Origin of the sequence: Actinotalea soli (genome assembly GCF_017565425.1) — a bacterium.
In the GTDB taxonomy this organism is placed as follows: Bacteria; Actinomycetota; Actinomycetes; order Actinomycetales; family Cellulomonadaceae; genus Actinotalea; species Actinotalea soli.
The window spans coordinates 671987-693182 of the sequence record NZ_JAGEMK010000001.1; the positions used below are offsets into that span (position 1 = coordinate 671987).

Here is a 21196-nt window from a genome sequence, read left to right on the forward strand (position 1 = left end):
TCAGGCGGCCACGGGCCGCGGAACCTCGATGCCCTCGATCCCCGCCGCCACGACGTCGTGGGCCGTCGCCCCGTCCAGGACGGCCTCGCGGGTCGGGATGACCCGGTGGTCGAGCACCGCGTGGGCGAGCTGCTGCACGTCGCTCGGCACCACGTAGTGGCGTCCCTGCGCGGCTGCCTGGACCTGGGCCGCGCCCACCAGGGCCCGCAGCGCGCGCGTGCTCGCGCCGAGGCGGCTGCGCGGGTCGGTCCGCGTGGCCTCGCCCAGCGCGCGGACGTAGCGCAGCAGCGGCTCGGCGACGTGGACCCCCGTCAGCAGGCGCCGGTAGCGGGCGACCTCCTGGGGGCTGCTCACGACCGGGACGGTGCTCACGTCACCGGCCTGGCTCCCGGGGCGCAGCACCGCGAGCTCGTGCTCGACGTCGGGGTACCCCAGGGTGACCCGGACCAGGAAGCGGTCGAGCTGGGCCTCGGGGAGCCGGTAGGTGCCGTCGAGGTCGATCGGGTTCTGCGTCGCGACCACCAGGAACGGGTCCGGGACCGGGTGCGCCGTGCCGTCCGAGGTGACCGTCTGCTCGGCCATCACCTCGAGCATCGCCGACTGCGTCTTGGCGGCCGCCCGGTTGATCTCGTCCGCGAGCAGCACGTTCGCGAACACCGGCCCGGGTCGGAAGCCGACCGCCCCCGTCGCCGGGTCCAGGACCGTGGTGCCGGTCACGTCGGCAGGCAGCAGGTCCGGGGTGAACTGGATGCGCCGCGAGGTCCCCCCCAGCGCCCCCGCGAGGGCGCGGGCCAGGGTCGTCTTGCCGGTGCCGGGCACGTCCTCAAGCAGCACGTGACCGCCCGAGAAGAGGGCCGCGACGACGAGCTCGACCACGGGGCGCTTGCCGTGCACCGCGTGCTCGACCGCGTCCACGACCCTGCCGTGCAGCACGCGGAACTCCGCGATGGACTCGGCGGTGAGGTCGGTCATGGGGTCTCCTCGGTGATCAGGTTGGTCGAGTCAGGTCGCAGGCCGCGTCCGGTGGTCCGCTGGGTGCGCAGCACCCAGGCCGCGAGCAGCAGGCCGAAGCCCGTGGCCATGAGCGGGGGTCGGTCCGGCCCGCCGGGGGCCCCGGGGACCGGGGTCCAGGGCAGCGGCACGACGACGACCTCGGGGTCCTCGAGGCTCACGGGCTCGGTGCAGAGGTTCGTGACCCGGTCGCACTGGCCCCAGTTGTTGCGCGGCGGGATGTCACCCGCCGAGCCGGCAGAGGTGACGGTGGCACCGTTCACGCCCAGGGCCCGCACGCTCACGCTCACGCTCCCCGGGCCGATGAACCCGCCGAGGTGCACGGGCCCGCTGGTGCTGCACGCGATGGGACTACCGACCCCGTCCACGACGAGCTCGCACCCGCCCGTGTGCTCCCGCCACGACTGCGGCGGGTTGAGCTCGGCGGACATCGGGATCTCCTCGGCGTACCGATCAGGGGTGCCGGCGTGGACGTGGCTCACGACCACGTCACCGTTCGCAGGTGGCGGCGGGGGCGGTGCCGGCACGGCGACCGTGGTGCTTGCCGCACCCCCCTCCCCGACCCCGTTGCGGGCCGTGACGGTCACCGTCAGGGTGCCGCCCGAGGTGCACAGCGGCTGCCCGGCGCAGCCGACCCCGAGGGTGGTCGAGGTCCCGGCGACGGCGGTCGAGCCCGAAGCCCCTCCGCCGGACCAGCTCACCGTGTACCCCGTGACCGTGGAGCCCTGCCCTGCGGCTCCCGACCAGGAGACGTCGACCGTGACGGCGTCGGCGGTGCGCCCCTGCATCGTCGCCCCGAGCCCGCCGACGGGCCCGGGCACCCCGGCGACGACGACCTCGTTGCTGGGCTCGGAGCTCGTCACGAGGCCGTCTCGGACGGCCTGCACCACGAAGCGCAGCCCGGTGCCCGCAGGCAGGTCACGCAGGACGACCGAGGTGGAACCGGCACCGACCGAGGTCGTCGAGCCACCCTGCGGGCCCACGAGGTAGGAGTCCACGGTGCTCGTCGACGGCGTCCACGAGACCGTGACGGAGCCGTCCTCCCCCGCCACGGCGCCCACTCCCGACGCCGGGGCGGGCGCTTCGGGCGGGCAGGCCGGGGTCCGGACCGACGTCGCCGGAGCCGGCACCACCTGCGTCCCGGCGACCGCCTCGACGGTCACGGCGACCGTGGTGGCGCAGGCGAGGCTGCGCAGGGTGGCGCTGGTCGCCGTGCCGGCGACCTCGACGGGGGCCACGCCAGGGGCGCGGACCAGGTATCGCTCAGGGGGCGTCCGTGCACTGCTCCACGACACGGTCGCGTCGCTGGTGCCGTCGGGCTGCTGGGGGCCGAGCTCGGCGAGGACGCCCTGGGGGGCGAGGATCTCGTCCTCGGGGAGGTCCTCGTCGGGATCGGCGTCCGGGACGTCCGGGTCGGCTGGTGGGACGGTGCCCTGGCCGGGCGCGTCGGCGTCGGGCCGGCCCCCGCCCCCTGCGCCGGTGCCACCCCCGGTCCCGGACCCGGTGCCTGGCCGCGTCCCGCCGGTCGTCGGGGGCGTGACCTGCCCCGGGCCCCCGCGCGGCGGCGTGACGTCGCCCGGGCGCGAGGCGTCGCTGCCGGGGTCGTTGCCCACCGCGCGCTCCGGTGAGGTCGAGCTGGTCTGCCGCGGGGGCGGCATCACGACGGGAGCACCGCCGCTCCCGCTGGCGGGGTCCTGCACCGGTGCGCCGGACCGTCCGGTGTCGATCTGCCGGCTGCTCCCGTCGGCCTCGACCAGGACCGCGCGGGAGCCGTCCTCGGTGAAGACCACGAGGCGACCGTCGTCGACGAGCAGCCGCGGGTCGCGTCCGCCCGGGACGATCACGTCGGGCCCGCCGCGGGACCCGTCCGGCCGCAGCACGATCACGCGCCCGGCACCGGTGCACGGGACGTACACGCGGCCGGCGAAGACGGCCGGGCTCCCCGGGCGCTCGCAGCCCAGCGCACCGACCTCGACGTCGAGCACACGGTCCCCTGACAGCATCACCACGGCCGAGCGTCCTGGCAGGCTGGCCGGGGCGAGGTCGTTCGGTGAGGTCACCGCAGGCAGGACCTCGCCGTCCAGCTGCGGGACGGCGACGGCGAGATCGCGACCGACCCCGGCCTGGAGCACGGCACCGCCGTCCGGGGCGAAGACCGTGACCCCGCGCTCGTGCGGCACCAGACGCGTCGCAGCGCCCGCCCCTCGCACCGGGCGGGGCTCGGAGGCCTTCAGCACCTGGGCGTCGCGGTCCCACGTGAGGCTGCGGAGCTCACCGTCCCGGTCGACCACCCACACCTCGCCCTCGCCGTCGACCACGACGTCCGCGAAGGGCACCGCGCCGCGGTAGGGCGAGGCGAGGTCGCGCAGGGTCAAGGGGTCCACGATCCGCACGACGCCGGTGGAGGGCGTCACGAGAAAGGCCAGGCCCCCACCCACGAGGACGCGCGAGGGCTCGTCGGTCTGCCGCTGCCCCCCGGCGAGCAGGGTCGACAGGTCGATCGAGGTGATGGTCCCCGTGCTGGCGTCACCGATCACGAGGTGGCCGTCGCGCTGGCTGATCTCGAGCTCGCTGCCCGGCTCACCGATCTGCAGCCGCCGCTCGGCGCTCCCTGTCGCAGGGTTGATCTGGACCACCTGACCGGTGGCGTCGTCCGGCAGCCACGTGACCCCGTCGGACATCGACACCACGGTGCTCGCGACACCGCTGCCCACGGCGGCGCCGAGCACCAGGGCGGCGCCTGTCACCGCGACGCCCACCTCGGCCAGGCCACGCTGACGATCGGCGCCGCGACCCACCAGTCGCCTGAGCACCCCACCCTGCATGAACGTCCGGCTCAACGGTCCGCCCCCCGCTCGATCGACGGTGATATTACCTGGACCACACGGGTCGTCCCCTGGGTGATCACGAGGCCGCGGCCGGTGCCCGTCATCGGCTCGTGGCTGTGCATCGGCACGGTGGCCCCGACGAGGGACCCGTCGGCCATCTCGGGCGCGAGCAGGACGGCACGTCGAGCCCGCCGAGCGACCGTCACCGGGCCGGCGACGTGCTGCCGTGCCCGTGCCTCGTCGGCGTCGGTGGCGAGCACCACCGCGGTGCGCCGGGAGGTCGCCTGCTCGACCACCTGCGCGAGGAGCTCGACGAGGCGACGGTCCTCGCCGCCGCGCTCCCACCCGCGCTCCCACTCGTGCACGTCGTCCAGGAGCAGCAGGTCCCACGCCTCACCCTCGGGGGCCGGGCCGTTCAGGAGCACCTCGAGGGCTTCCAGCACCTCGGTCTGGTCGCTGAGCGCCTCGACCCCCGCGGCCGCCCGTGCTCGGGGTCCTACCAGGAGGACGGCGCGGGGCGGCACCGAGGACCGAGCAGCGACCTCGGCGACCCCGAGCAGGAGGGAGGTCCGGCCGCTGCGGGACCGGCCGCTGACCAGCAGCGGACCTGCGAGGAGCGGGAGCATGACGCCTGCCGCGAGGTCCGCGTCCACCCCGAGGCACACCTCGTCGCGCTCCGGGGCGGGCACGAGGTCCGCGGGCACGCGCGTCGGCATCGGGGGGATCGCGACCGGCGGCTGGGCCGCGTACCGACCCCGCTCGGTGTCGGCGATCTCACGCAGCAGTCGCGCCTGGTCGGGGGTGCCCGCCCCCCCGACGGTCGCGACCTGGACCTCGGACCGACCGAGCAGACCTCGACCCGCGGGCGAGCGGTCGTCGAGGACGTTCGGCGCCACCCCGAGCACCTGGTAGTCGTCCACCGAGGTCATGCGCAGCACGATCCGCTGGCCGAACGAGGTCGCCAAGGAGCTCGGCAGACCGGCCCGGCGCGGGGTCGTAGCCGTGACGTGGACGCCGCACCGGCGACCGTCCTGCAGGATCGAGGCGAGCTGGTCCACGTGCGCGCGGCGCAACGGCCCGCCCTGGTCGAGCTGCTCGACCAGGGCACCCAGGTTGTCCACGAGCAGGTGGACCCGCGGCATGACGACGCCGACGGCCGCGAGGGCTGTGAGATCTGCGACCCCGTGGCGCGCGAGGAGCGCGTTGCGCTCGGCGATGGTGCGGTGCACCATCCGGATCAGGCGCTGCACCCGCTCGGGCTGCTGCTCGACCACGACCGAGCCGACCGAGGGCAGCTCCTCGAGCACCCCCAGGCCGCCGCCCGCCGCGTCGATCGCGTACACCAGGCAGGGAGCGGGCTCGTCGGCGAGCGTGGCGGCCAGGGCCACGGTGCGCAGGAGCTCGGTCTTCCCGCTGCCCGAGGCGCCGTGCGCCAGGAGGTGACCCGCGTGCGCGTAGTCCACGACGAGCGGCGGCTGCGTCTGCTCGTCGGGCTGGTCTGCGAGGCCGATCGCCAGGCTGCCGGGCGCGGGGGTGCAGCTGCGCACCTCGGGGGAGCTTCCCGGCACCGCCTGCTCGTCCGACGCCCCGGGCCCCAGCAGGATCGCGCCGCGGTCCCCGCGCAGGATCGGGACCTCCTCGGGCAGGGGCGGCAGCCACGGGCGGGACGGCGCGGGGAGGCCGGACCGGGCGAAGGCCTCCCCGACCGTCAGGACGAGACGCTCGAGGTCGGACCGCTCGTGCACGCGTCCGGTGCCGGTCGTGACCTCGGCCGTGGCGCGCGCGCTGAACGGGCGCACCTGCACGGCGCCGTCGGCGTCGGCGAGCCGTGCGTGGGCACCGACCCAGCCCACCTGGACGAGCTCGCGCGTGCCGTGGCCCGTCCGCCGGAGCCAGGCGCGGCCCGGGGTCCGGCGCGAGAGGACAGCGGCGTCGGGGGCGTCGATCACGTCGGAGGAGTCCTCGGTCGAGGCCATCCGCAACGCGATGCGCAGGTCGGTGTTGGCCTTGATCTGCGGGGTCACGACGCCCGCCGGGCGCTGGGTCGCCAGCAGCAGGTGCATCCCCAGCGACCGTCCGCGCTGCGCGACGTCGACCACGCCGTCGACGAACTCGGGGACCTCGCCGAGCAGGGCGGCGAACTCGTCGACGCAGATCAGCATGCTCGGCGGTGCCAGGTCAGGCCGGAGCCGCTCGAGGGCGACCAGGTCCTTGGCCCCGTGCTCGGCCAGCAGGTGCTCGCGCGCAGCCAGCTCGGCCCGGAGCGAGACCAGGGCCCGCTGCACGAGGGCGGGGGTCAGGTCCGTGATGTACCCGACGGTGTGCGGCAGGTCGGCGCACTCGCGGAAGGCCGCACCCCCCTTGTAGTCGACCAGCAGGAAGGTGATCCGGCTCGGAGGGTTGTTGGTCGCGAGCGAGCAGAGCAGCGTCTGGAGCAGCTCGCTCTTGCCCGAGCCGGTCGTGCCGGCCACGAGACCGTGCGGACCGTCCTCGCGCAGGTCGACCGTCACGACACCGTCGGCCCCCGCACCCAGCTGGGCCCGCAGCCCCGAGGCCGTCGTCCACCGGTCGAGCACCGCGTTGACGTCGTCGGGGTCGGACAGGTCCGTACCCAGGTCGGGCAGACGCACCGACTCGGGCAGGGCGCTGTCGGGCGGGACGACGGCGGCCTCGTCGCGGAAGGCCGTGAGGACCCGCGCCGTCTGCCACGCAGCGGCGAGGTCGAGCTCGTCGGTGACCTCGACGACGTCATCTCCCCCGCGGTCACGCCGGCGCACCCGCCGGGAGTCCAGGTCGACGAGCAGGTCCGTCGCGGCGGGCACCTGCTCCGGGTCGGCGCCGACCCACAGCAGGTGCACCTGCGCCTCGGGGGCCTCTCCGGCGACCGCCTCGACGACACGGCGCGGTACGCCCGCGCGGTCGTCCACCACGCAGACGGTGTGTGCCCGGACGGCGTCCTGCGAGACGAGCGCCTCCAGCAGCCCGGCGCCGGCCGTGGCGCCGACGGCGACCGGTGGCAGCCCGGCGATGCGGCGGGCCGTGTGAGGCAGCCACCGCAACCAGGTCTCCACGTGCTCGCTCTCGGGACCGAGGACCGCCGCGATGGTCAGGTCGGTGGGTGAATGGGTCGCGGCCAGGCGCACCAGCAGCGCACGAACCGCCGCGTCGGCCCGGGCCCGGTCGGCGCAGGTGATCGCGACGAGCCGGTGCGCAGCGAGGGGCACCGGGACCGGCTGGTCGGCGAGCTCGGCCCTGCGCGAGACCTCGCGCAGGGCGAGCTCACGCTGCGCACGCTCGCCGCCCCGAGCGACGGACGCGGTGACCACGGCCGGCCTGGGCCCCGTGCCGGCACGCACCGACAGGAAGTCCTCGTCCGCGCGGGTCCGGCCCCAGGTCGACACGTGCCGGGCAAGGACCCGCTCGCGGACCGTGACGAGGTCGGGCTCGTCCTCGACGGCGCGTCCCCGCTGGCGCTCGGCTGCCGCGTCGAGCTGCTCGAGGGCCTCGTCGACCTCGACCCGCCAGGCCCCGAGCTCGGCGGCGTGCTCGCGAGCCTGCTGACGGCGTGAGACGACGTGGTTGAGGCTCATGAGGATCGGGAAGCCGAGCATGAACATGAGGGAGAACGGACTACGACTCATCGCGAACATCGCCCCGCCGAGCAGGGCGGGCATGAGCATCATCGGCCAGGGGAAGGCCTGCCGGCGGGGGGCCGACGGGGGCGAGGGGATCTCGAGCTCCTCGGCGTCCAGGCGCCCGCCGAAGCGCGGGGGCCGCAGGACCGCCACCTCCGAGGACGGCAGCGGCGCGTCCCCGCGGTGCACCTCGATCACGGTGCGCCCGAGCTCGATGCGCTCGCCCCAGCCGACGGGCTGCGCGCGCAGGACGGGGCGGCCACCCACGCGGGTGCCGTGCGCCGAGCCCTCGTCCTGCACCACGACGCCGCCCGCGAGGAGCAGGCGCGCGTGCAGGCGGGAGACCAGCGGGTCGGAGAGGACAACGGTGGCCGCCGAACCGCGCCCGACGGTGCACGCGTCCCCCTGGAGGTCGATCTCGCGGCCGGCGTCGGGCCCTGCGACGACCCTGACCCGCGCCCGCGCGGCACGGCGGGGCACGGGACGCTCGAGCCAGTCGGCCGGGACCGAGGCGACAGACAGGACCGCCCCGGTGCGGAGCGGCGCCTGGGAGAGCTGGAGCTGGGCAGGCCACGGCACACCGTCGGTGGTCGGGGCGAGGAGCACGCCGCTCGAGGGGCCCCCGAGGTGCTCCCCGAGGGATCGGGCGAGGTCCGCGACACGCGCGTCCTCACGGGCAGAGACCTCGACGTCGACGGCACGCAGCCCGCTCTCCCGGGTGGGCTGGATGCTCAGTCGCCACATGCTGGTCTCCTGGGGTCGGGGTGCGGTCGCCGGGGCGGTGCAGCGGCGGGGGTGGTGCGGGGCAGCGGGGTGCAGGGCGGAGGACGAGGCTGGGCCGGGGCGACCCGCCCAGGACGGCGCGGGTCGCCCCACCGGCTCAGCTCGAGGCGAGCTCCTGGTCGTCGGCCTGCTGCGAGAGCGACAGGGCGTTGGCCTGGAGGGCCTCGACGACACGCTGCAGGGCCGGGACGTACTGGCCGGTCCAGTCGGCGTTGAATCGCTGGGCGTCGGGTCCGTACCAGGGGGTCGCCTGGAGCTGCTGGGTCAGGCGCGAGGTGATCTGGGTGATCTGGTCGGCGTCGACGTTCATGATGCGGACGAGGTCGCGGGCGGCGTTGATGTCCATGCCGAGGACGTTGCTCATGGTGCTCTCCTTCGGGTTCGTGACCGGGCCGTGTGCCCGAGCCATCAGTGGTACGGCCGTGCAGTCAGGCCTGGACCGGCTCGACGGTGCCGAGCCGGACGGTGGTGTGCGCGTGGGCCAGGGCCTCGCGCAGGTCGGTGGAGGTCGTGGTCGACCAGGTCGAGACGACGGTGAGGGCGTGGCGGAGGCCGCCGGGGAGCTCGGGGAGGTCGAGCTGGACGTCCACCCGCTGCTCGACCGGGCTCCCCTCGTGGTGCCGCGTCAGGTCGGCGCGCGCCCGCCCGGGGTCCTCGCCCCCCTCGGGCCGCGCAACCTGGCCCGGGTACTGGGCGAGCATCGCCTCGAGCACCGCGGCGGCCGTGGTCCCGACCGGGACCAGGTCAGCGGTGACGGTGAGGTTCGCCACGCCGGTGGACGGGGCGGCCACGGGACGCAGGACCGCGAGGGCACGCGGGGCGGGCTCGGCCGTCCACCCGTCGGGCAGGTCCACGGTGAAGCGCGGTCCGCCAGGGAGCAGCGGTCCGGGGTGCTCGACCGTGCGGGGCTCGTCGACGGGGCTCATCGCGCGGCCTCGCCCTCGGAGGCGCTCCGGACGTCGAGGCCGCCACCCTGCTCGGGATCGCCTGCCTCGTCCGCCTCGCGCAGCGCCTCGCCCCGCAGCGCACCCAGGCCCGCGGCGCCGAGGGCCGCGAGGCCGAGAGGTGCGGCGGCAGCCGCGACGGGGATGCCACCGGCCTCGGCCGCGGCGACCGGCGGCAGCACCGGGCCCTCGCCTGCCCCTGGGCTGGCCGGGGCTCCCAGCCCCGCCCCCGTGCCGACCGGCGAGGACGGCACGGCGGTCGACGCCACGGGCGGGTCGCCCGGGACGCCGTCCTGCCCCGCGTCGGTCGCGGCTCCGAGCACCGCGCCGGTCCCGAGCGGTCCAGAGCCACCAGTACCGCTGCCGCCGCCGGACAGGCGGTCCGAGACGGCACCGCCGACCGCCGAGGCGACGGTCTCGCCCAGGGTCCCTCCCCCGACCGCGTGGCCCACGGCTCCCCCGACGATGCCGCCGAGGACCTGGCCGGCGGCCGTGCCCGGGTCCCGGACCAGACCGGCAGCGATCCCCCCGGCGGAGATGCCGGTGGACGCCCCGCCCACCGCCCCGCCACCGCCGTCGGGCCGGGTCACGGGCCCTTCGGGTGCGGTCACCCCGGCGCTGCCCCCTGCAGCACCGTTGACGTGGACCGTGACCGAGCCGATCGAGACGGGGGTCACCACCTGGGCGGCACCACCGGCGGACCCGCCCCCCGCGGAGGGCGGGGTGACGGCCGTGTCGGGGGCCACGAGGACCGGCCCGCGGGCGGCCGAGAGGGCAGGCAGCGTGGTCGGCTGGAACTGGTGGGCCGGGATGTGGACCGTCGGGGAGTCGGCGCTGACACGCTTCTGGGTCGAGGAGATCAGGGCCAGCACCGACGCGAAGCGACGCAGGTAGCGCGACACGGACTGCACCCACGGGATGACGACGCCCCGGAGGTAGCGGGCGAAGGCGATCGCCCAGCCGGTCCAGGACATCGCCTCCATCGCCGCGGCGAGGGCGCGCAGCACCGTCACGAGGTTGTCGGCGAAGTCGGCCGAGTCGTTCATCGTGCGGACGATCGAGTCGAGTCCGTCGACGTCAGAGCCCTGGAACATCGGTGCCTCCTGCGAAGGGGATGGAGCGGCGAGCGGCTGGGGTTGGCGTGATCGACGCTAGGGAGGGCGTGGCACGCGGGGCCAGCGTCCGGGGGGTGGAAGGTTCCGCCACGAGGCGAGCCTCAGCGGCTCGCCTCCTCCTGCATCTGGGCACGACGGGCGAGCTCGGCGGCGTTCTGCTGGAGGTTCTCGGTCGCAGCCTCGAGCTCGGGGCGCAGGGCGCCGTCCCACTCGGCGACGAAGCGCTGCGCACCGGGGCCGGTCCAGGTGACCTGGCTGAGGAGGGAGCTGACCGCTCCGACCATGCTCGAGAGATCCCCTGCACCGGCCTGCATGGCCCGGGCCTGCTCACGGCTGTACTCGGGGTCGATCCCGTGGAACGTGGTCTTGTCGTACACGTCGGTCCTCCTCGCGTCAGGCCCCCCGTGCGGGGACATCGGTGACGCTAGGTCGGCCGACGCGGATCAGGACAGGGCGCCGGGGGTGGAACCTTCCGGGTTGAGGCCGGCGCCGCGGGCCCGGGCGGCCTCGACCACCCCGAGGTCCTCGGCGGTCACCAGGCGCACCTCGGCCGCGCGGCGGCCGACCGCGAACCGGACGTTCTGCACCCGGCCCGTCCCCTGGGAGAACGGGTCGTCGGCCGGGCCGAAGGCCATCCGGGCGACCACCCTGATCGCGTCGTCGACCCGCTGGGCACGCTCGAGGTTCCAGGCGTGCCCGCGCCAGGTCAGGATGCGCTCGTAGATCTCCCGGTTCGACGGCGGGCGGGGGTAGTCGTCCGCCCCGACGAGCCACGGCTCGGCCAGGGCCAGCGCGACGTACCACTCGCGCGACCAGGCCTCGAGCCGGGGCGCGGGCGCGGTGGGGGCGCCGTCGAGGTCGGGGACCGGGACCCCCTCGAGAACCACGGGATGCTCGGCCGCCGGGACGGTCACGTCGACCACGAGCACCAGGTCTCCGTACTGCCCCGGCGCGGTCTGGCGGCCGCGCAGCAGCAGGACGTGGTTCTCGCCCTCGTCGAGCAGGGCGGCCATCCCGTCCGTCAGCGCGACCCTCCGCGCTCCACCGGGGGCGTCGAACAGGCTCGAGAGCTGGGCCTCGGTGGACCCACGCCACCGCAGACGCACGACCTCCTCACCGACCACGACCTCACCGACCACCCGCGAGACGTGCGGGGCCGCCCTCGGCAAGGTCAGGGCGGTGCGGCGCAGCTCGGCGTCCGGGTCCGAGTCGGCGACGGCGCCGTGCGGGTCGCGACCCACCAGGAGGGTCTCCCCCGATCCCAGGACGACGGTGGGCACACCGGCTCCTCGCAACGTGACACGCAGCATGGTTCCCCCCGGGCAGCGGCCGGCCCGTCGGCGGCGGCCTGGCGCTGTGGCAGCCTACCGGCCGGTGGCTGCACCTCCCGCGCGGGCTTCGTCACCAGCGCTCGGCGCCGGTGAGGTCCGTCGCCGGCGGCTCCAGCAGATGCTCGCGCAGGGCGGTGAGGTCGAGGGTGCGCTCGAGGGCCAGGTGGCTGATCACGTACGGCGTCAGTCGCGGGGGGTGCGGCGCCCTCACCCACCGCGCCCACCGTTCGGCCGCGCGCGCGAGCGGCGTGGCGACCGCCACCGGCACACCGACGACCCGGACCCGCCCGTGACCTCGCCGCGCGAGGAGGTCCACGAGGACCTCCCGCAGGACCACGGGTTCGGCGTCACCCACGTTGGCCACCAGGACCTGACGCCCGGCAGGCACGCGACCGCCGCTGCTGGGCGGCACGCGGACGGTGGTCGCCGCGAGCGCGGCCCGCACCAGGGTGTCGACGTGGGTCAGGGAGTGGGGGGTGAGCCCGTCCCCGGCGACCAGGACGATCTTGCGTCCCGCCGTGCCGCGTACCGACCCCTCGATCCGCGGCAGGAGGGTGGTGTCCCCCGGTCCGTAGACCGCGTGCGGTCGCAGCACGACGATGCCCGGGCCGGGTACGGCCTCGGTGAGGAGGTACCGCTCGGCCTCGGCCTTCGAGGCCCCGTAGGCCCCGAGGTACCGCGTGACGGGGGCCTCCTCCTCGCGTCCCTGGCGGGTCGGGCGGAACGGGTCGTAGACGCTCGCGGTCGAGATGTGCACCAGGCGCGCGGCCGGGAAGCTCTCGCGCACCGCCCGGGTGCCGTCGAGGTTCGCGGCCCGCACCGTGGCCGGGTCGCCCCAGTCGGTGACGGCTCCCCCGGCGTGGACGAGCGCGTCGATCTCGCCGAGCTCGTCGAGCGTTCGCGCGTCGAGCGGACCGTCCAGCAGGTCCCAGGTCATGTGGGTCGCCCCGTCGACGCCGGCCGGGCGGCGCGAGAAGGTGGTCACGTCGTGCCCGGCGGCGACAGCCGCACGGGCCACCGCACCTCCCACGAACCCCGAGGCACCCGTGACGGCGAGCCTCATCGCCCCTGCTCCGGTCCGAGGAGTGGCTGCACGAGGGTCACGAGCGCCCGCCGGTCGGGCTTGCGGCTCCGGCCGGCGACGGGCATCCGTCCCACCTGGACCACGGCGTCGGGCAGCGCGCCGTGGTCCAGGACCTCCGGCAGCTGGTGGGTCACCGCTGACGTGAGCGGGGTGCGCGCGCTCGGCAGCGCGTCGGCCGTCGTGCGGTCCCCCTCGACGACGAGGACGACCCTCTCGTCGCCGTCCTCCTGCGGCACGCCCACGAGGGCGGCCGCCCGCACCCCTGGCAGCCGTGCCAGACGCGGCTCGTGCAAGCCGGGGTAGATGTTGACCGTGCCCCGGATGATCATGTCCCGCGCACGCCCGACGAGCACGAGACGACCGTCCTGGACCCGGGCGAGGTCCCCCGAGCGGTGCTCGGTCACCGGGGAGGCTCCGAGGTAGCCGCGCATGAGGGACGGGCCGGAGAGCACCAGCTCCTCGCCGTCGATACGCACCTCGACACCGGGCAGGACCCGCCCGACCAGGTCGCCCTCACCGGTGTGCGCGAGCTTCTCCTCGGCCTCGACCACCGCGACCGGGAGGATCTCCGTCATGCCGTAGACCCCCGTCCACCGCGTCTCGGGCAGCACGCGCACGGCCCTGGCCAGCAGCGCCGCCGTCACGGGGGCACCCCCGACCAGCACCCGCCGCGCCGAGCGGGCCGGCGCTCGTCCAGCCTCGACCGCGTCGAGCAGCGCGGTCACGTCTGCGGGCACGAGGTAGGTGCTCGCCGCGTCGGCAGCGCGCGCCGCGAAGGAGACGACGTCCTGCGCGGGCGCACGGGCGGGGATCGACCAGGTCGCCCCTGACAGCAGGGCCGGGAGGCCCAGCAGCATCTGGTCGGTGTGGACCTCCTCGCCGGGCTCCAGCCGGTGGACCGCCCCCAGGAGCTCCGTCGCCGCCGCCAGGGAGCCAGCCGTGTGCACGACCGCACGAGGTGCGTCCGTGGTGCCCGAGGTGAAGACCACCAGCGCCTCGTCCTCGGCGTGCCCCGCCCCCTGCCCATCCGTCCCGTCGACCTGCCAGGAACCGGTCGCGGCGGCAGCGGGGCGAGCGAGGGCCGCGGCACGCACCGACCCCCGCGGCACACCGGGAAGCCGAGGCCCGGTGTGGAGGTGCTGCAGGTCGAGCTGGGCCCAGCGCGGCAGCAGCAGCCCACGCCGCCGCGCGACCCCTCGCAAGGGACCCGTCGCGAGGGCGTGCAGCAGGGACTCGGTCGCTGCCATCGTCGGCGCTGCCGCCGCGAGCCGGGCCGCGAAGAGCTCCGGGGTCGAGCCGGGGTCGACGAAGACCACCGCGCCGCGAGCCCGCACGACGCCCAGGGCCAGGACCACCCCCTCGGGCCGCGGCCGCACCGAGAAGAGCACCCGCCCCCCAGGGCGCAGCCCGTGCCGCGACAGACCCGTAGCCGTGGCCTCGACCTGACGCGCGAGGCTGCGGTAGGTGACCTCGACGGGCGTCCGACGCTCGCGGCCGGTGGTCGAGCCCCACCACCGCAGGGCCACCGCCTCGGGCGTTCGCTCGCACTGGGCGAGCACGAGGTCGACGAGGTGGCTCACGCGGCGACCCCGAGGCGGCGGTAGGACGGGATGAGCACCCCGCGGGCCGCGGCACGGTCCACGACCCGCAGCGTCCTCCCCGCCGACGCGACCGGCGCGAGGGCGTCCAGGACGGCGTCGACCTGGGCCATCGCGAGCGGCATCCCGAGGCAGAAGTGCGGGCCGGCCCCGAACCACAGGTGCCGGATCGCCGGGTCGGCGGGGGCCGACGGGTCGAACCGGCCGCCGGCCCGGCAGCAGGAGACCGTCGCGATCACCACGCGGTCCCCCGCACGGACCGGCACCCCGGCCACCGTCGCGCTCGCCCGCACCGACCGCAGCATCGCCGGCGAGGGGACCGTCACGCGCAGGGCCTCCTCGACGACCCGGGTGCGTTCCAGGGCGCCCGCGGGGGTGCCGAGCAGGGACCCGAGGTGCCCGGCGTCGTGCGTGATCGCCACGAGCCGCGGGACGAAGGACTGGATCGTCTCCGTGCCCGTCAGGACGAAGGCGCCCACGGCGCCCAACGCCTCTCGCTCGCTCAGCCCCAGGGCCCGCATCCGGCCGGGGACCGTCGCCTCGTCCCCGGCCCGGTAGGCCGTCCGGGCAGGTCGCCCGAGGTCGCCGAGCACCTGCCGGGCCCGTCTCACCTGGGCCGGGGTGAGCCGCCGTCGGTGCAGCCGGACCAGGCCGACGATCTCCTGGGCGGCGCGGAAGGCCCCGCGCACGGCGGCGTCCGTGGGCGGCAGACCCGTCATGCGGCAGATCACCGCACCCGCCAGCTCGGAGACCTCGGCGACGAGGTCGACCCGGCGGCCCGCGAGCAGGCGCGCGGAGAGGTCGTGCAGGGCTGCGCCCGCCACCGGGGCCGTGAGCTCGCGGACGGCCCGGGGGGTGAACAGCCCGCTGAGCGCCCGGCGCAGGCTCGCGTGCTCGGCCCCCTCCATGTTCAGCAGGACCGCGGGACCGAGCACGGGCGTCCACAGGTCCGAGGGCGCACCCGGGCCCACCTTCGAGAAGTGCTCGGTGTCGAGCAGGACGGCGCGCGCCGTGGCGGCATCGCTGACGACGACGCCGAGCCCGGGCACGCGGACCGCCGGCCTGCGCCTGAGCGAGCGGATGGCCGGATACACGACCGGGTGGGCGGCACGCTGCAACCGCTCCTCCCACACGAGCGGATCGGTCATCGGATGTCCACGACCTCGGGCCGGTAGCGGTGGTCGGCGTACCAGCCCAGGGTGCGCACGAGACCCCAGGCGTGGGCGCGACGCGTCGAGGCACGGACCACGACCTCCCGGTGGGCGCCGTACGCCGTCGTCAGCCGGCGCACCGCGTTGACGAGCGCCCGGTCCTCGTGGAGGTCCTCGATCGCCGTCCGCGGGAACCCCCCGGCCCGCAGGTACAGGTCGGACGTGATCGCCATGTTGCACCCGGGGGCCATCACGTAGGGCCCGAGGTACGAGGCGTCGCGGTTGCCCGGCCGGTACCGCCCGAAGGTGCTCGCGACCACGACGGCTGACCCGAGCACCGCCTGCTGCACCCGGGAGACGGGACGGTCGTCGGTGCGTGGGACCAGCCGGCCTGCGACGAGCTCGTCCCCGGTCGCGAAGGCGGCCCGGACGCGCGCGGTCCAGTCCGGGGTCGGCAGGCAGTCGGCGTCGGTCCGCGCCAGGTGCGTCGCCCCGGCCGCGATCGCGGCGCGCATGCCCGTGTCGGCCGCGGCCCCCGTGCCCTTCTGCTCCTCGTGGACCAGGCGCCACCGGGGCCTGTCCCAGTCCCGCGCGGCCTGCAGCACGACCTCCCCCGTGCCGTCCCTCGACCCGTTGTCGACGACCACGAGGTCGAAGTCCGGGTCCTCCTGGTCGCGCAGCGCCGCGAGGGTCGCGCCGATGCCGTGGGCCTCGTCCCGCGCGGGTACCACGACCGCCAGCCGCACCGCCTGGGAGCCACCGGTCTGGTCGACCCCGCTCACAGGCGCACGACCATCGCGCCGATCGAGATGCCTCCGGCCAGCCCCACGAGGACCACGACGTCCCCGGGCCCCACGGTGCCGTGCTGGAGGGCCTCGGCGAGCTGGAGCGGGAGGGAGGCCGACGCGACGTTCCCGTGGTCCGCCACGGTGACCAGGGTCCTGCCCGCGGGCAGGCCGAGGGCCTGACGCACGTCCTCGAGGTAGGGCACCGCGACCTGGTGCACCGCGACCAGGGCGACCTCGTCCCATCCGAGGCCCGCCTCGTCGAGGGCACGCAGCACGACCCCTGGCCCCAGGGCGAGGAAGGCCTCGCGCAGCCGCGAGCCGTCGATCTCGAAGTAGGTGCGGTCCAGGTCGCGCGGGTACGCCGTGCCACCCCCCGGGAGCATCCCGACGTCCCAGTGGGTCGAGTCGGCGCCGAAGGCGCTCGCCAGGATCCCTCGTCGCGCCGTCCCCTCGGCAGTGGCGCGCTCGGTCTCGGTCGCCGCGCGCACGAGGACGGCGGCCCCGGCGTCGGACATCGTGTAGCCGGGGGCTGAGAGCAGGTACGTCTCGCGGTCGGGCACCTCCCAGCGGACCGCCCGTGAGGGGGCCTCGCCGCACACCACGAGGACCGTCGCGTACCTGCCCGTGGCGATGAGGGCCTCGGCGACCTCGAGACCGTTGAGCACCGAGTTGCAGGCGTTCTTGACGTCCATCACCGGGGCGCGCACACCGAGGCGAGCGGCGACGATGTGGCTGGTGGCCGGCTCGACCATGTCCTGGCTCGCCGAGGCGAAGATCAGCAGGTCGAGGTCCTCGGGGGCGAGGCCGTGCTCGGCGAGCAGCTTGGCTCCGGCCGCCGCGGCGAGGTCCGAGGCGTTCCAGTCGTCGGGCAGCACGTGGACCCGTCGCACGCCGGTCAGGCGGGACACCATGGGGATGCGAGGAGCGGCGTCCGGGCTGCGCCGGTGGAGCTCTCGCTCGGCGTCGGCGACGTCCACGGTGCGCTCGGGCAGGTGGACGCCGACGCCGGCGATCACGGCGACAGGTGCAGGCATGGCGGAAGCGTAGCCACCACCGCGACCCTCGCGACGCCGCCCGGCGCCGTGTGGACGACCCGCGCGGGGTGCGGGTCCGACGTGCTGGACTGTGCCCGTGCTGACCACCCGTCACGAGATCGGCCTGCTCGTCCGGGCGCGCCCGGCCATGGCCGGGCTGCTCCTCACGGGCCACCTGCTCGCCCGGCGCGGCGGTGTGGTCCGCGTCCCGCACCTCGGCTGGGTGACGGCGGACCCCGTCGTCGGGCGACGCGTGCTGGGCGACCACCGCTCCTTCACCCTGGTCGGAGAGGGAGGAGTCGGCCACCTCTGGGCGCAGATCCTGGGCCCGTGGGTCCTCGACCTGTTCGACGGTCCCGGGCACCACGACCTTCGCAGCCGGTCGCGCGAGCTGTTCACCGAGGCGACCTCCTCCGTCCTGGTCGACACGGCGTGGCAGGGGCGCCTGGCCCAGGCGCGCGAGCAGCTGCGTGCGGGCGAGAGGCTGGACGTCGCTCACCTCTCCCGGGTCCTGGTCGGCCGCATGATGATCGGTCTGCTCGGCATGCCGGCGCCACCGGACCGCGCGGACAGCTCCGCGGCGTGGCCGACCGACCGCGAGGCCGAGGCCGCCTTCCGTACCGGCGAGGAGCTGGCCTCCCTGGCGCTGGGCAGCGCCGCGAGCACGGTCCTGTCCCCCGCGCAGGTGCACGCCGCCCAGCAGATCGTCGGCCGGCTCACCGCGGGGGTGCCCGACGGGTGGCGGCACGCGGGCCAGGAGTCGTTGCTGGGCCGGTGCCGTGCCCTGGGTCTCGGGCTCGAGGAGACGACCGGGCTGGCGAGCCTGCTCATGGTCGCGGGCACCGAGACCTCCGCGAGCGCGATGGCGCGCACCACGGCGCTGCTGATCGACACCGGTGAGCAGCACAGGCTGCTGGCCGCGATGCGCTCCCCCGAGGAGCGCTCGCGGGCACTGACCGGTGCCGTGCGGGAAGGCCTGCGCAGCACGAGCCCGGCCTCGGTGATCGGCCGCGGCGTCCAGGCCGACGTCGAGGTGGAGGGGCGCCACCTGCGGGCCGGGGAGCGCGTCATGATCCTGACCTGGAGCGCGACCACGGCACCGGGGCCCTTCCGCGTCGACCGGCCCTACCTGCCGGAGACCCGCCAGCTCTGGTTCGGGGCGGGGCGCCACCTGTGCCTGGGCGCCGCCCTCGCGAGGACGGAGGTCTCCCGCCTGCTCGAGACCCTCTGGGGGGACGGCGTGGCCCTGCGGGTCGTGCGGCGCAGGGCCGAGCGCCGGGTGCTGGTCCCTGGTTACGCCCGCCTCGAGGTCGCCCGCGCCTGACCAGGTGCGCCGGGGCCGCGCCGGGCAGGACCTCCTGCACCGGCGCCGCCCCCCGAGGGCTGCGTCAGATCAGCACGGCGCCCGTGCTGGCCGACTGGACGAGCTTGGCGTACTTGGCGAGCACGCCGCGGGTGTAGCGCGGGGGCAGCGGGGCCCAGCCCTCGCGACGGGCCTCGAGCTCCTCGGCGTCCACGAGCACGTCGAGGGTCGCGCGCGCGACGTCGAGCCGGATGCGGTCCCCGTCCCGGATGAAGGCGATCGGGCCGCCGTCGACGGCCTCGGGGGCCACGTGCCCCACGCAGAGGCCGGTCGTCCCGCCCGAGAACCGGCCGTCGGTCAGGAGCAGCACGTCCTTGCCGAGCCCGGCCCCCTTGATGGCCCCCGTGATCGCGAGCATCTCGCGCATGCCGGGGCCCCCCTTGGGGCCCTCGTAGCGGATGACGACGACGTCCCCGGCCTGGATGGTGCCGTCCTCGAGGGCGTCCATCGCGGCCCGCTCGCGGTCGAAGACCCGCGCGGTCCCCTCGAAGACGTCCGAGTCGAAGCCTGCAGACTTGACCACGGCTCCCTCGGGGGCGAGCGACCCGTGCAGGATCGTGATCCCGCCGGTGCGGTGGATCGGGTTGTCCATGGCCCGCAGGATCTTGCCGTCAGGGTCGGGCGGGGCGACGTCGGCGAGGTTCTCCGCGACGGTCTTCCCGGTGACCGTGAGGCAGTCGCCGTGCAGCAGCCCGGCGTCGAGCAGGGCCTTCATGACCACCGGCACGCCGCCGATGCGGTCCACGTCGTTCATGACGTAGCGGCCGAAGGGCTTGAGGTCGCCCAGGTGGGGCACCTTCTCGGCGACCCGGGCGAAGTCGGCGAGGGTGAGGTCGACCTCGGCCTCGTGCGCGATGGCGAGCAGGTGCAGGACCGCGTTGGTCGACCCGCCGAAGGCCATGACCACGGCGATCGCGTTCTCGAAGGCCTCCTTGGTCATGATCTGGCGCGCGGTGATGCCCTTCCGCAGCATCTCGACCACGGCTTCTCCCGAGCGGACCGCGAAGGTGTCGCGCCGGCGGTCGGCCGAGGGCGGTGCGGCCGAGCCGGGCAGGGACATGCCCATGGCCTCGGCCACCGAGGCCATGGTGTTGGCGGTGTACATGCCGCCGCAGGCGCCCTCGCCCGGGCAGATCGCACGCTCGATGCGGTCCACGTCCTCGCGGCTCATGAGGCCGCGCGAGCAGGCCCCGACGGCCTCGAAGGCGTCGATGATCGTGACCTCCTTCTCGGTGCCGTCCTCGAGCTTGACCCAGCCCGGGGCGATCGAGCCGGCGTAGAGGAAGACGGAGGCCAGGTCGAGGCGGGCGGCGGCCATGAGCATGCCGGGCAGGGACTTGTCGCAGCCGGCGAGCAGCACCGAGCCGTCGAGCCGCTCGGCCTGCATGACGGTCTCGACGCTGTCGGCGATCAGGTCGCGGCTCACGAGCGAGAAGTGCATGCCCTCGTGGCCCATCGAGATCCCGTCCGAGACCGAGATGGTGCCGAACTCGAGGGGGTACCCGCCGTTGGCGTGCACCCCGTTCTTGACGGCCTTGGCGAGGCGGTCGAGGGACAGGTTGCAGGGGGTGATCTCGTTCCACGAGCTCGCGACGCCGATCTGCGGCTTGGCGAAGTCCTCGTCGCCCAGACCGACCGCGCGCAGCATGCCGCGCGCCGCGGTCGCCTCCAGGCCGTCCGTGACCTGGCGGCTGCGCGGCTTGATGTCGGGGGTCCCGGCGTTCCCTGCGGTGCTCGTCTCGCTCATGCCGGGAGTCTAGGACGGCCGTCGGTGGGCCGGGCGCGAGGATCGCAGAGCGGACGGATGACCCTGTCTCAGCCCTCCCGGGCCTGCCAGGTGCACACGCAGGCCTCGTTGCCCTCGCTGTCGGCCAGCACCCAGAAGGCAGGGGCCCGTGTGTCGCTGACCAGATGCCCTCCCGCGGCGAGGGCCGCAGCCACACGCTGCTCGGCGACGTCGTGCGGGACCGAGACGTCGAGGTGGATGCGGTTGCGCTGCGGACGCGGCTCGTCCATCTGCTGGAACCACACCGCCGCCCCCCGGCCCGCGGGATCCGCGAGCGCCGGCAGGGCGCCCTCCGCGGGCGACGGCTCGTCGACGTAGCCCAGGACGGCGCGCCAGAAGGGCAGGACGGCGGGGATGTCGAGGGCGTCGATCGCGATCTCCAGGGCCTGGGAGGCCGTCGGGGCGGCCTCGACGCCCAGCTCGTCGACCACTGCCGAGACGGCACTCGCGAGGGCGACGTCGCGGGCGGTCAGCCCGCCGACGTCGTGGGAGACGCACGAGAGATGGACCGACCCGTAGCGCAGGTCGACGTCCGGGTGGTGGTCCATCTGCTCCGCGACCGCGGCGACCCGCTGGGTCAGCTCGAGAGCGCGCGTGAACGAGCCGGTACGGAAGGTTCCACGAATCCTCCCCAGCACGACCCGCCAGTGGCGGTGGTCGAGTGCCTCGGTCACCTCGGAGTCACGCATCAGCTCGCTCATGGCCCCACTGTCGCACCACGCACCGACACTCAACCGTCCTCGCG

16 protein-coding genes are annotated in these 21196 nt (G+C 75.5%); 1 reads left to right on the top strand and 15 read right to left on the bottom strand.

Going from position 1 to position 21196, the window contains the following annotated elements; translation table 11 throughout:
• The 13 genes from J4G33_RS03130 to J4G33_RS03190 form a co-directional block, all read right to left on the bottom strand.
• On the bottom strand, positions 1 to 972 hold the full coding sequence (locus tag J4G33_RS03130) for an AAA family ATPase (RefSeq protein WP_208054401.1): 972 nt from the start codon (positions 970 to 972) through the stop codon (positions 1 to 3).
• Positions 969 to 3824, bottom strand: a complete 2856-nt coding sequence (locus J4G33_RS03135) for a fibronectin type III domain-containing protein (protein ID WP_208054403.1) — start codon at positions 3822 to 3824, stop codon at positions 969 to 971. The genes J4G33_RS03130 and J4G33_RS03135 overlap by 4 nt, the downstream gene beginning before the upstream one ends.
• Before the next feature lie 23 nt (positions 3825 to 3847).
• Complete coding sequence (locus J4G33_RS03140) at positions 3848 to 8218, bottom strand: type VII secretion EssC family protein (RefSeq protein ID WP_208054404.1); 4371 nt, start codon at positions 8216 to 8218, stop codon at positions 3848 to 3850.
• 136 nt (positions 8219 to 8354) lie between these two features.
• Positions 8355 to 8621: a hypothetical protein gene (locus J4G33_RS03145; RefSeq protein ID WP_208054406.1), complete on the bottom strand. Its 267-nt coding sequence runs from the start codon at positions 8619 to 8621 to the stop codon at positions 8355 to 8357.
• A 64-nt stretch (positions 8622 to 8685) separates the two neighbouring features.
• A complete protein-coding gene (locus tag J4G33_RS03150) occupies positions 8686 to 9183 on the bottom strand; it encodes a hypothetical protein (protein ID WP_208054407.1) in 498 nt (165 codons plus the stop codon).
• Positions 9180 to 10295, bottom strand: a complete 1116-nt coding sequence (locus tag J4G33_RS03155) for a hypothetical protein (RefSeq protein ID WP_208054408.1) — start codon at positions 10293 to 10295, stop codon at positions 9180 to 9182. The genes J4G33_RS03150 and J4G33_RS03155 overlap by 4 nt, the downstream gene beginning before the upstream one ends.
• 122 nt (positions 10296 to 10417) lie before the next feature.
• On the bottom strand, positions 10418 to 10693 hold the full coding sequence (locus J4G33_RS03160) for a hypothetical protein (RefSeq protein ID WP_208054409.1): 276 nt from the start codon (positions 10691 to 10693) through the stop codon (positions 10418 to 10420).
• Between the two features lie 66 nt (positions 10694 to 10759).
• Positions 10760 to 11596 (bottom strand): hypothetical protein, encoded by an 837-nt coding sequence (locus J4G33_RS03165; protein ID WP_307793697.1) that lies wholly within the window; start codon positions 11594 to 11596, stop codon positions 10760 to 10762.
• 121 nt (positions 11597 to 11717) lie between these two features.
• The gene (locus tag J4G33_RS03170) at positions 11718 to 12710 is read right to left on the bottom strand and encodes an NAD-dependent epimerase/dehydratase family protein (protein ID WP_208054411.1); all 993 of its coding nucleotides are present in this window, start codon (positions 12708 to 12710) and stop codon (positions 11718 to 11720) included.
• Positions 12707 to 14311 carry a class I adenylate-forming enzyme family protein gene (locus J4G33_RS03175; RefSeq protein WP_208054412.1) on the bottom strand — a complete coding sequence of 535 codons (1605 nt, stop codon included), beginning with the start codon at positions 14309 to 14311 and terminating at the stop codon, positions 12707 to 12709. Before J4G33_RS03175 ends, J4G33_RS03170 begins: the two co-directional genes overlap by 4 nt.
• The gene (locus J4G33_RS03180) at positions 14308 to 15477 is read right to left on the bottom strand and encodes a cytochrome P450 (RefSeq protein ID WP_208054413.1); all 1170 of its coding nucleotides are present in this window, start codon (positions 15475 to 15477) and stop codon (positions 14308 to 14310) included. The genes J4G33_RS03175 and J4G33_RS03180 overlap by 4 nt, the downstream gene beginning before the upstream one ends.
• A complete protein-coding gene (locus J4G33_RS03185) occupies positions 15474 to 16262 on the bottom strand; it encodes a glycosyltransferase family 2 protein (protein ID WP_208054414.1) in 789 nt (262 codons plus the stop codon). Before J4G33_RS03185 ends, J4G33_RS03180 begins: the two co-directional genes overlap by 4 nt.
• Positions 16259 to 17302, bottom strand: coding sequence for a 3-oxoacyl-ACP synthase III family protein (locus tag J4G33_RS03190; RefSeq protein ID WP_208054416.1), 1044 nt, complete (start codon positions 17300 to 17302; stop codon positions 16259 to 16261). The genes J4G33_RS03185 and J4G33_RS03190 overlap by 4 nt, the downstream gene beginning before the upstream one ends.
• Positions 17303 to 17399: 97 nt before the next feature.
• On the opposite strand from J4G33_RS03190, the gene J4G33_RS03195 reads away from it, so the two are divergent.
• Positions 17400 to 18626 carry a cytochrome P450 gene (locus J4G33_RS03195; RefSeq protein WP_307793698.1) on the top strand — a complete coding sequence of 409 codons (1227 nt, stop codon included), beginning with the start codon at positions 17400 to 17402 and terminating at the stop codon, positions 18624 to 18626.
• Positions 18627 to 18690: 64 nt separating this feature from the next.
• Here the strand turns inward: J4G33_RS03195 and ilvD are convergent, their stop codons facing one another.
• Together ilvD and J4G33_RS03205 are read right to left on the bottom strand one after the other, a co-directional pair.
• Positions 18691 to 20412: a dihydroxy-acid dehydratase gene (gene ilvD, locus J4G33_RS03200; RefSeq protein ID WP_208054417.1), complete on the bottom strand. Its 1722-nt coding sequence runs from the start codon at positions 20410 to 20412 to the stop codon at positions 18691 to 18693.
• 68 nt (positions 20413 to 20480) lie between these two features.
• A complete protein-coding gene (locus J4G33_RS03205; RefSeq protein ID WP_208054418.1) occupies positions 20481 to 21152 on the bottom strand; it encodes a 4a-hydroxytetrahydrobiopterin dehydratase in 672 nt (223 codons plus the stop codon).
• Positions 21153 to 21196 lie beyond the last annotated feature (44 nt).

What these genes read in the sequence shown, in the direction of transcription:
- J4G33_RS03130 (WP_208054401.1), bottom strand. Translation starts at nt 972, where the DNA reads ATGACCGACCTCACCGCCGAGTCCATCGCGGAGTTCCGCGTGCTGCAC.
- J4G33_RS03140 (WP_208054404.1), bottom strand. Translation starts at nt 8,218, where the DNA reads ATGTGGCGACTGAGCATCCAGCCCACCCGGGAGAGCGGGCTGCGTGCC.
- J4G33_RS03145 (WP_208054406.1), bottom strand. Translation starts at nt 8,621, where the DNA reads ATGAGCAACGTCCTCGGCATGGACATCAACGCCGCCCGCGACCTCGTC.
- J4G33_RS03150 (WP_208054407.1), bottom strand. Translation starts at nt 9,183, where the DNA reads ATGAGCCCCGTCGACGAGCCCCGCACGGTCGAGCACCCCGGACCGCTG.
- J4G33_RS03155 (WP_208054408.1), bottom strand. Translation starts at nt 10,295, where the DNA reads ATGTTCCAGGGCTCTGACGTCGACGGACTCGACTCGATCGTCCGCACG.
- J4G33_RS03170 (WP_208054411.1), bottom strand. Translation starts at nt 12,710, where the DNA reads ATGAGGCTCGCCGTCACGGGTGCCTCGGGGTTCGTGGGAGGTGCGGTG.
- J4G33_RS03180 (WP_208054413.1), bottom strand. Translation starts at nt 15,477, where the DNA reads ATGACCGATCCGCTCGTGTGGGAGGAGCGGTTGCAGCGTGCCGCCCAC.
- J4G33_RS03190 (WP_208054416.1), bottom strand. Translation starts at nt 17,302, where the DNA reads ATGCCTGCACCTGTCGCCGTGATCGCCGGCGTCGGCGTCCACCTGCCC.
- ilvD (WP_208054417.1), bottom strand. Translation starts at nt 20,412, where the DNA reads ATGAGCGAGACGAGCACCGCAGGGAACGCCGGGACCCCCGACATCAAG.
- J4G33_RS03205 (WP_208054418.1), bottom strand. Translation starts at nt 21,152, where the DNA reads ATGAGCGAGCTGATGCGTGACTCCGAGGTGACCGAGGCACTCGACCAC.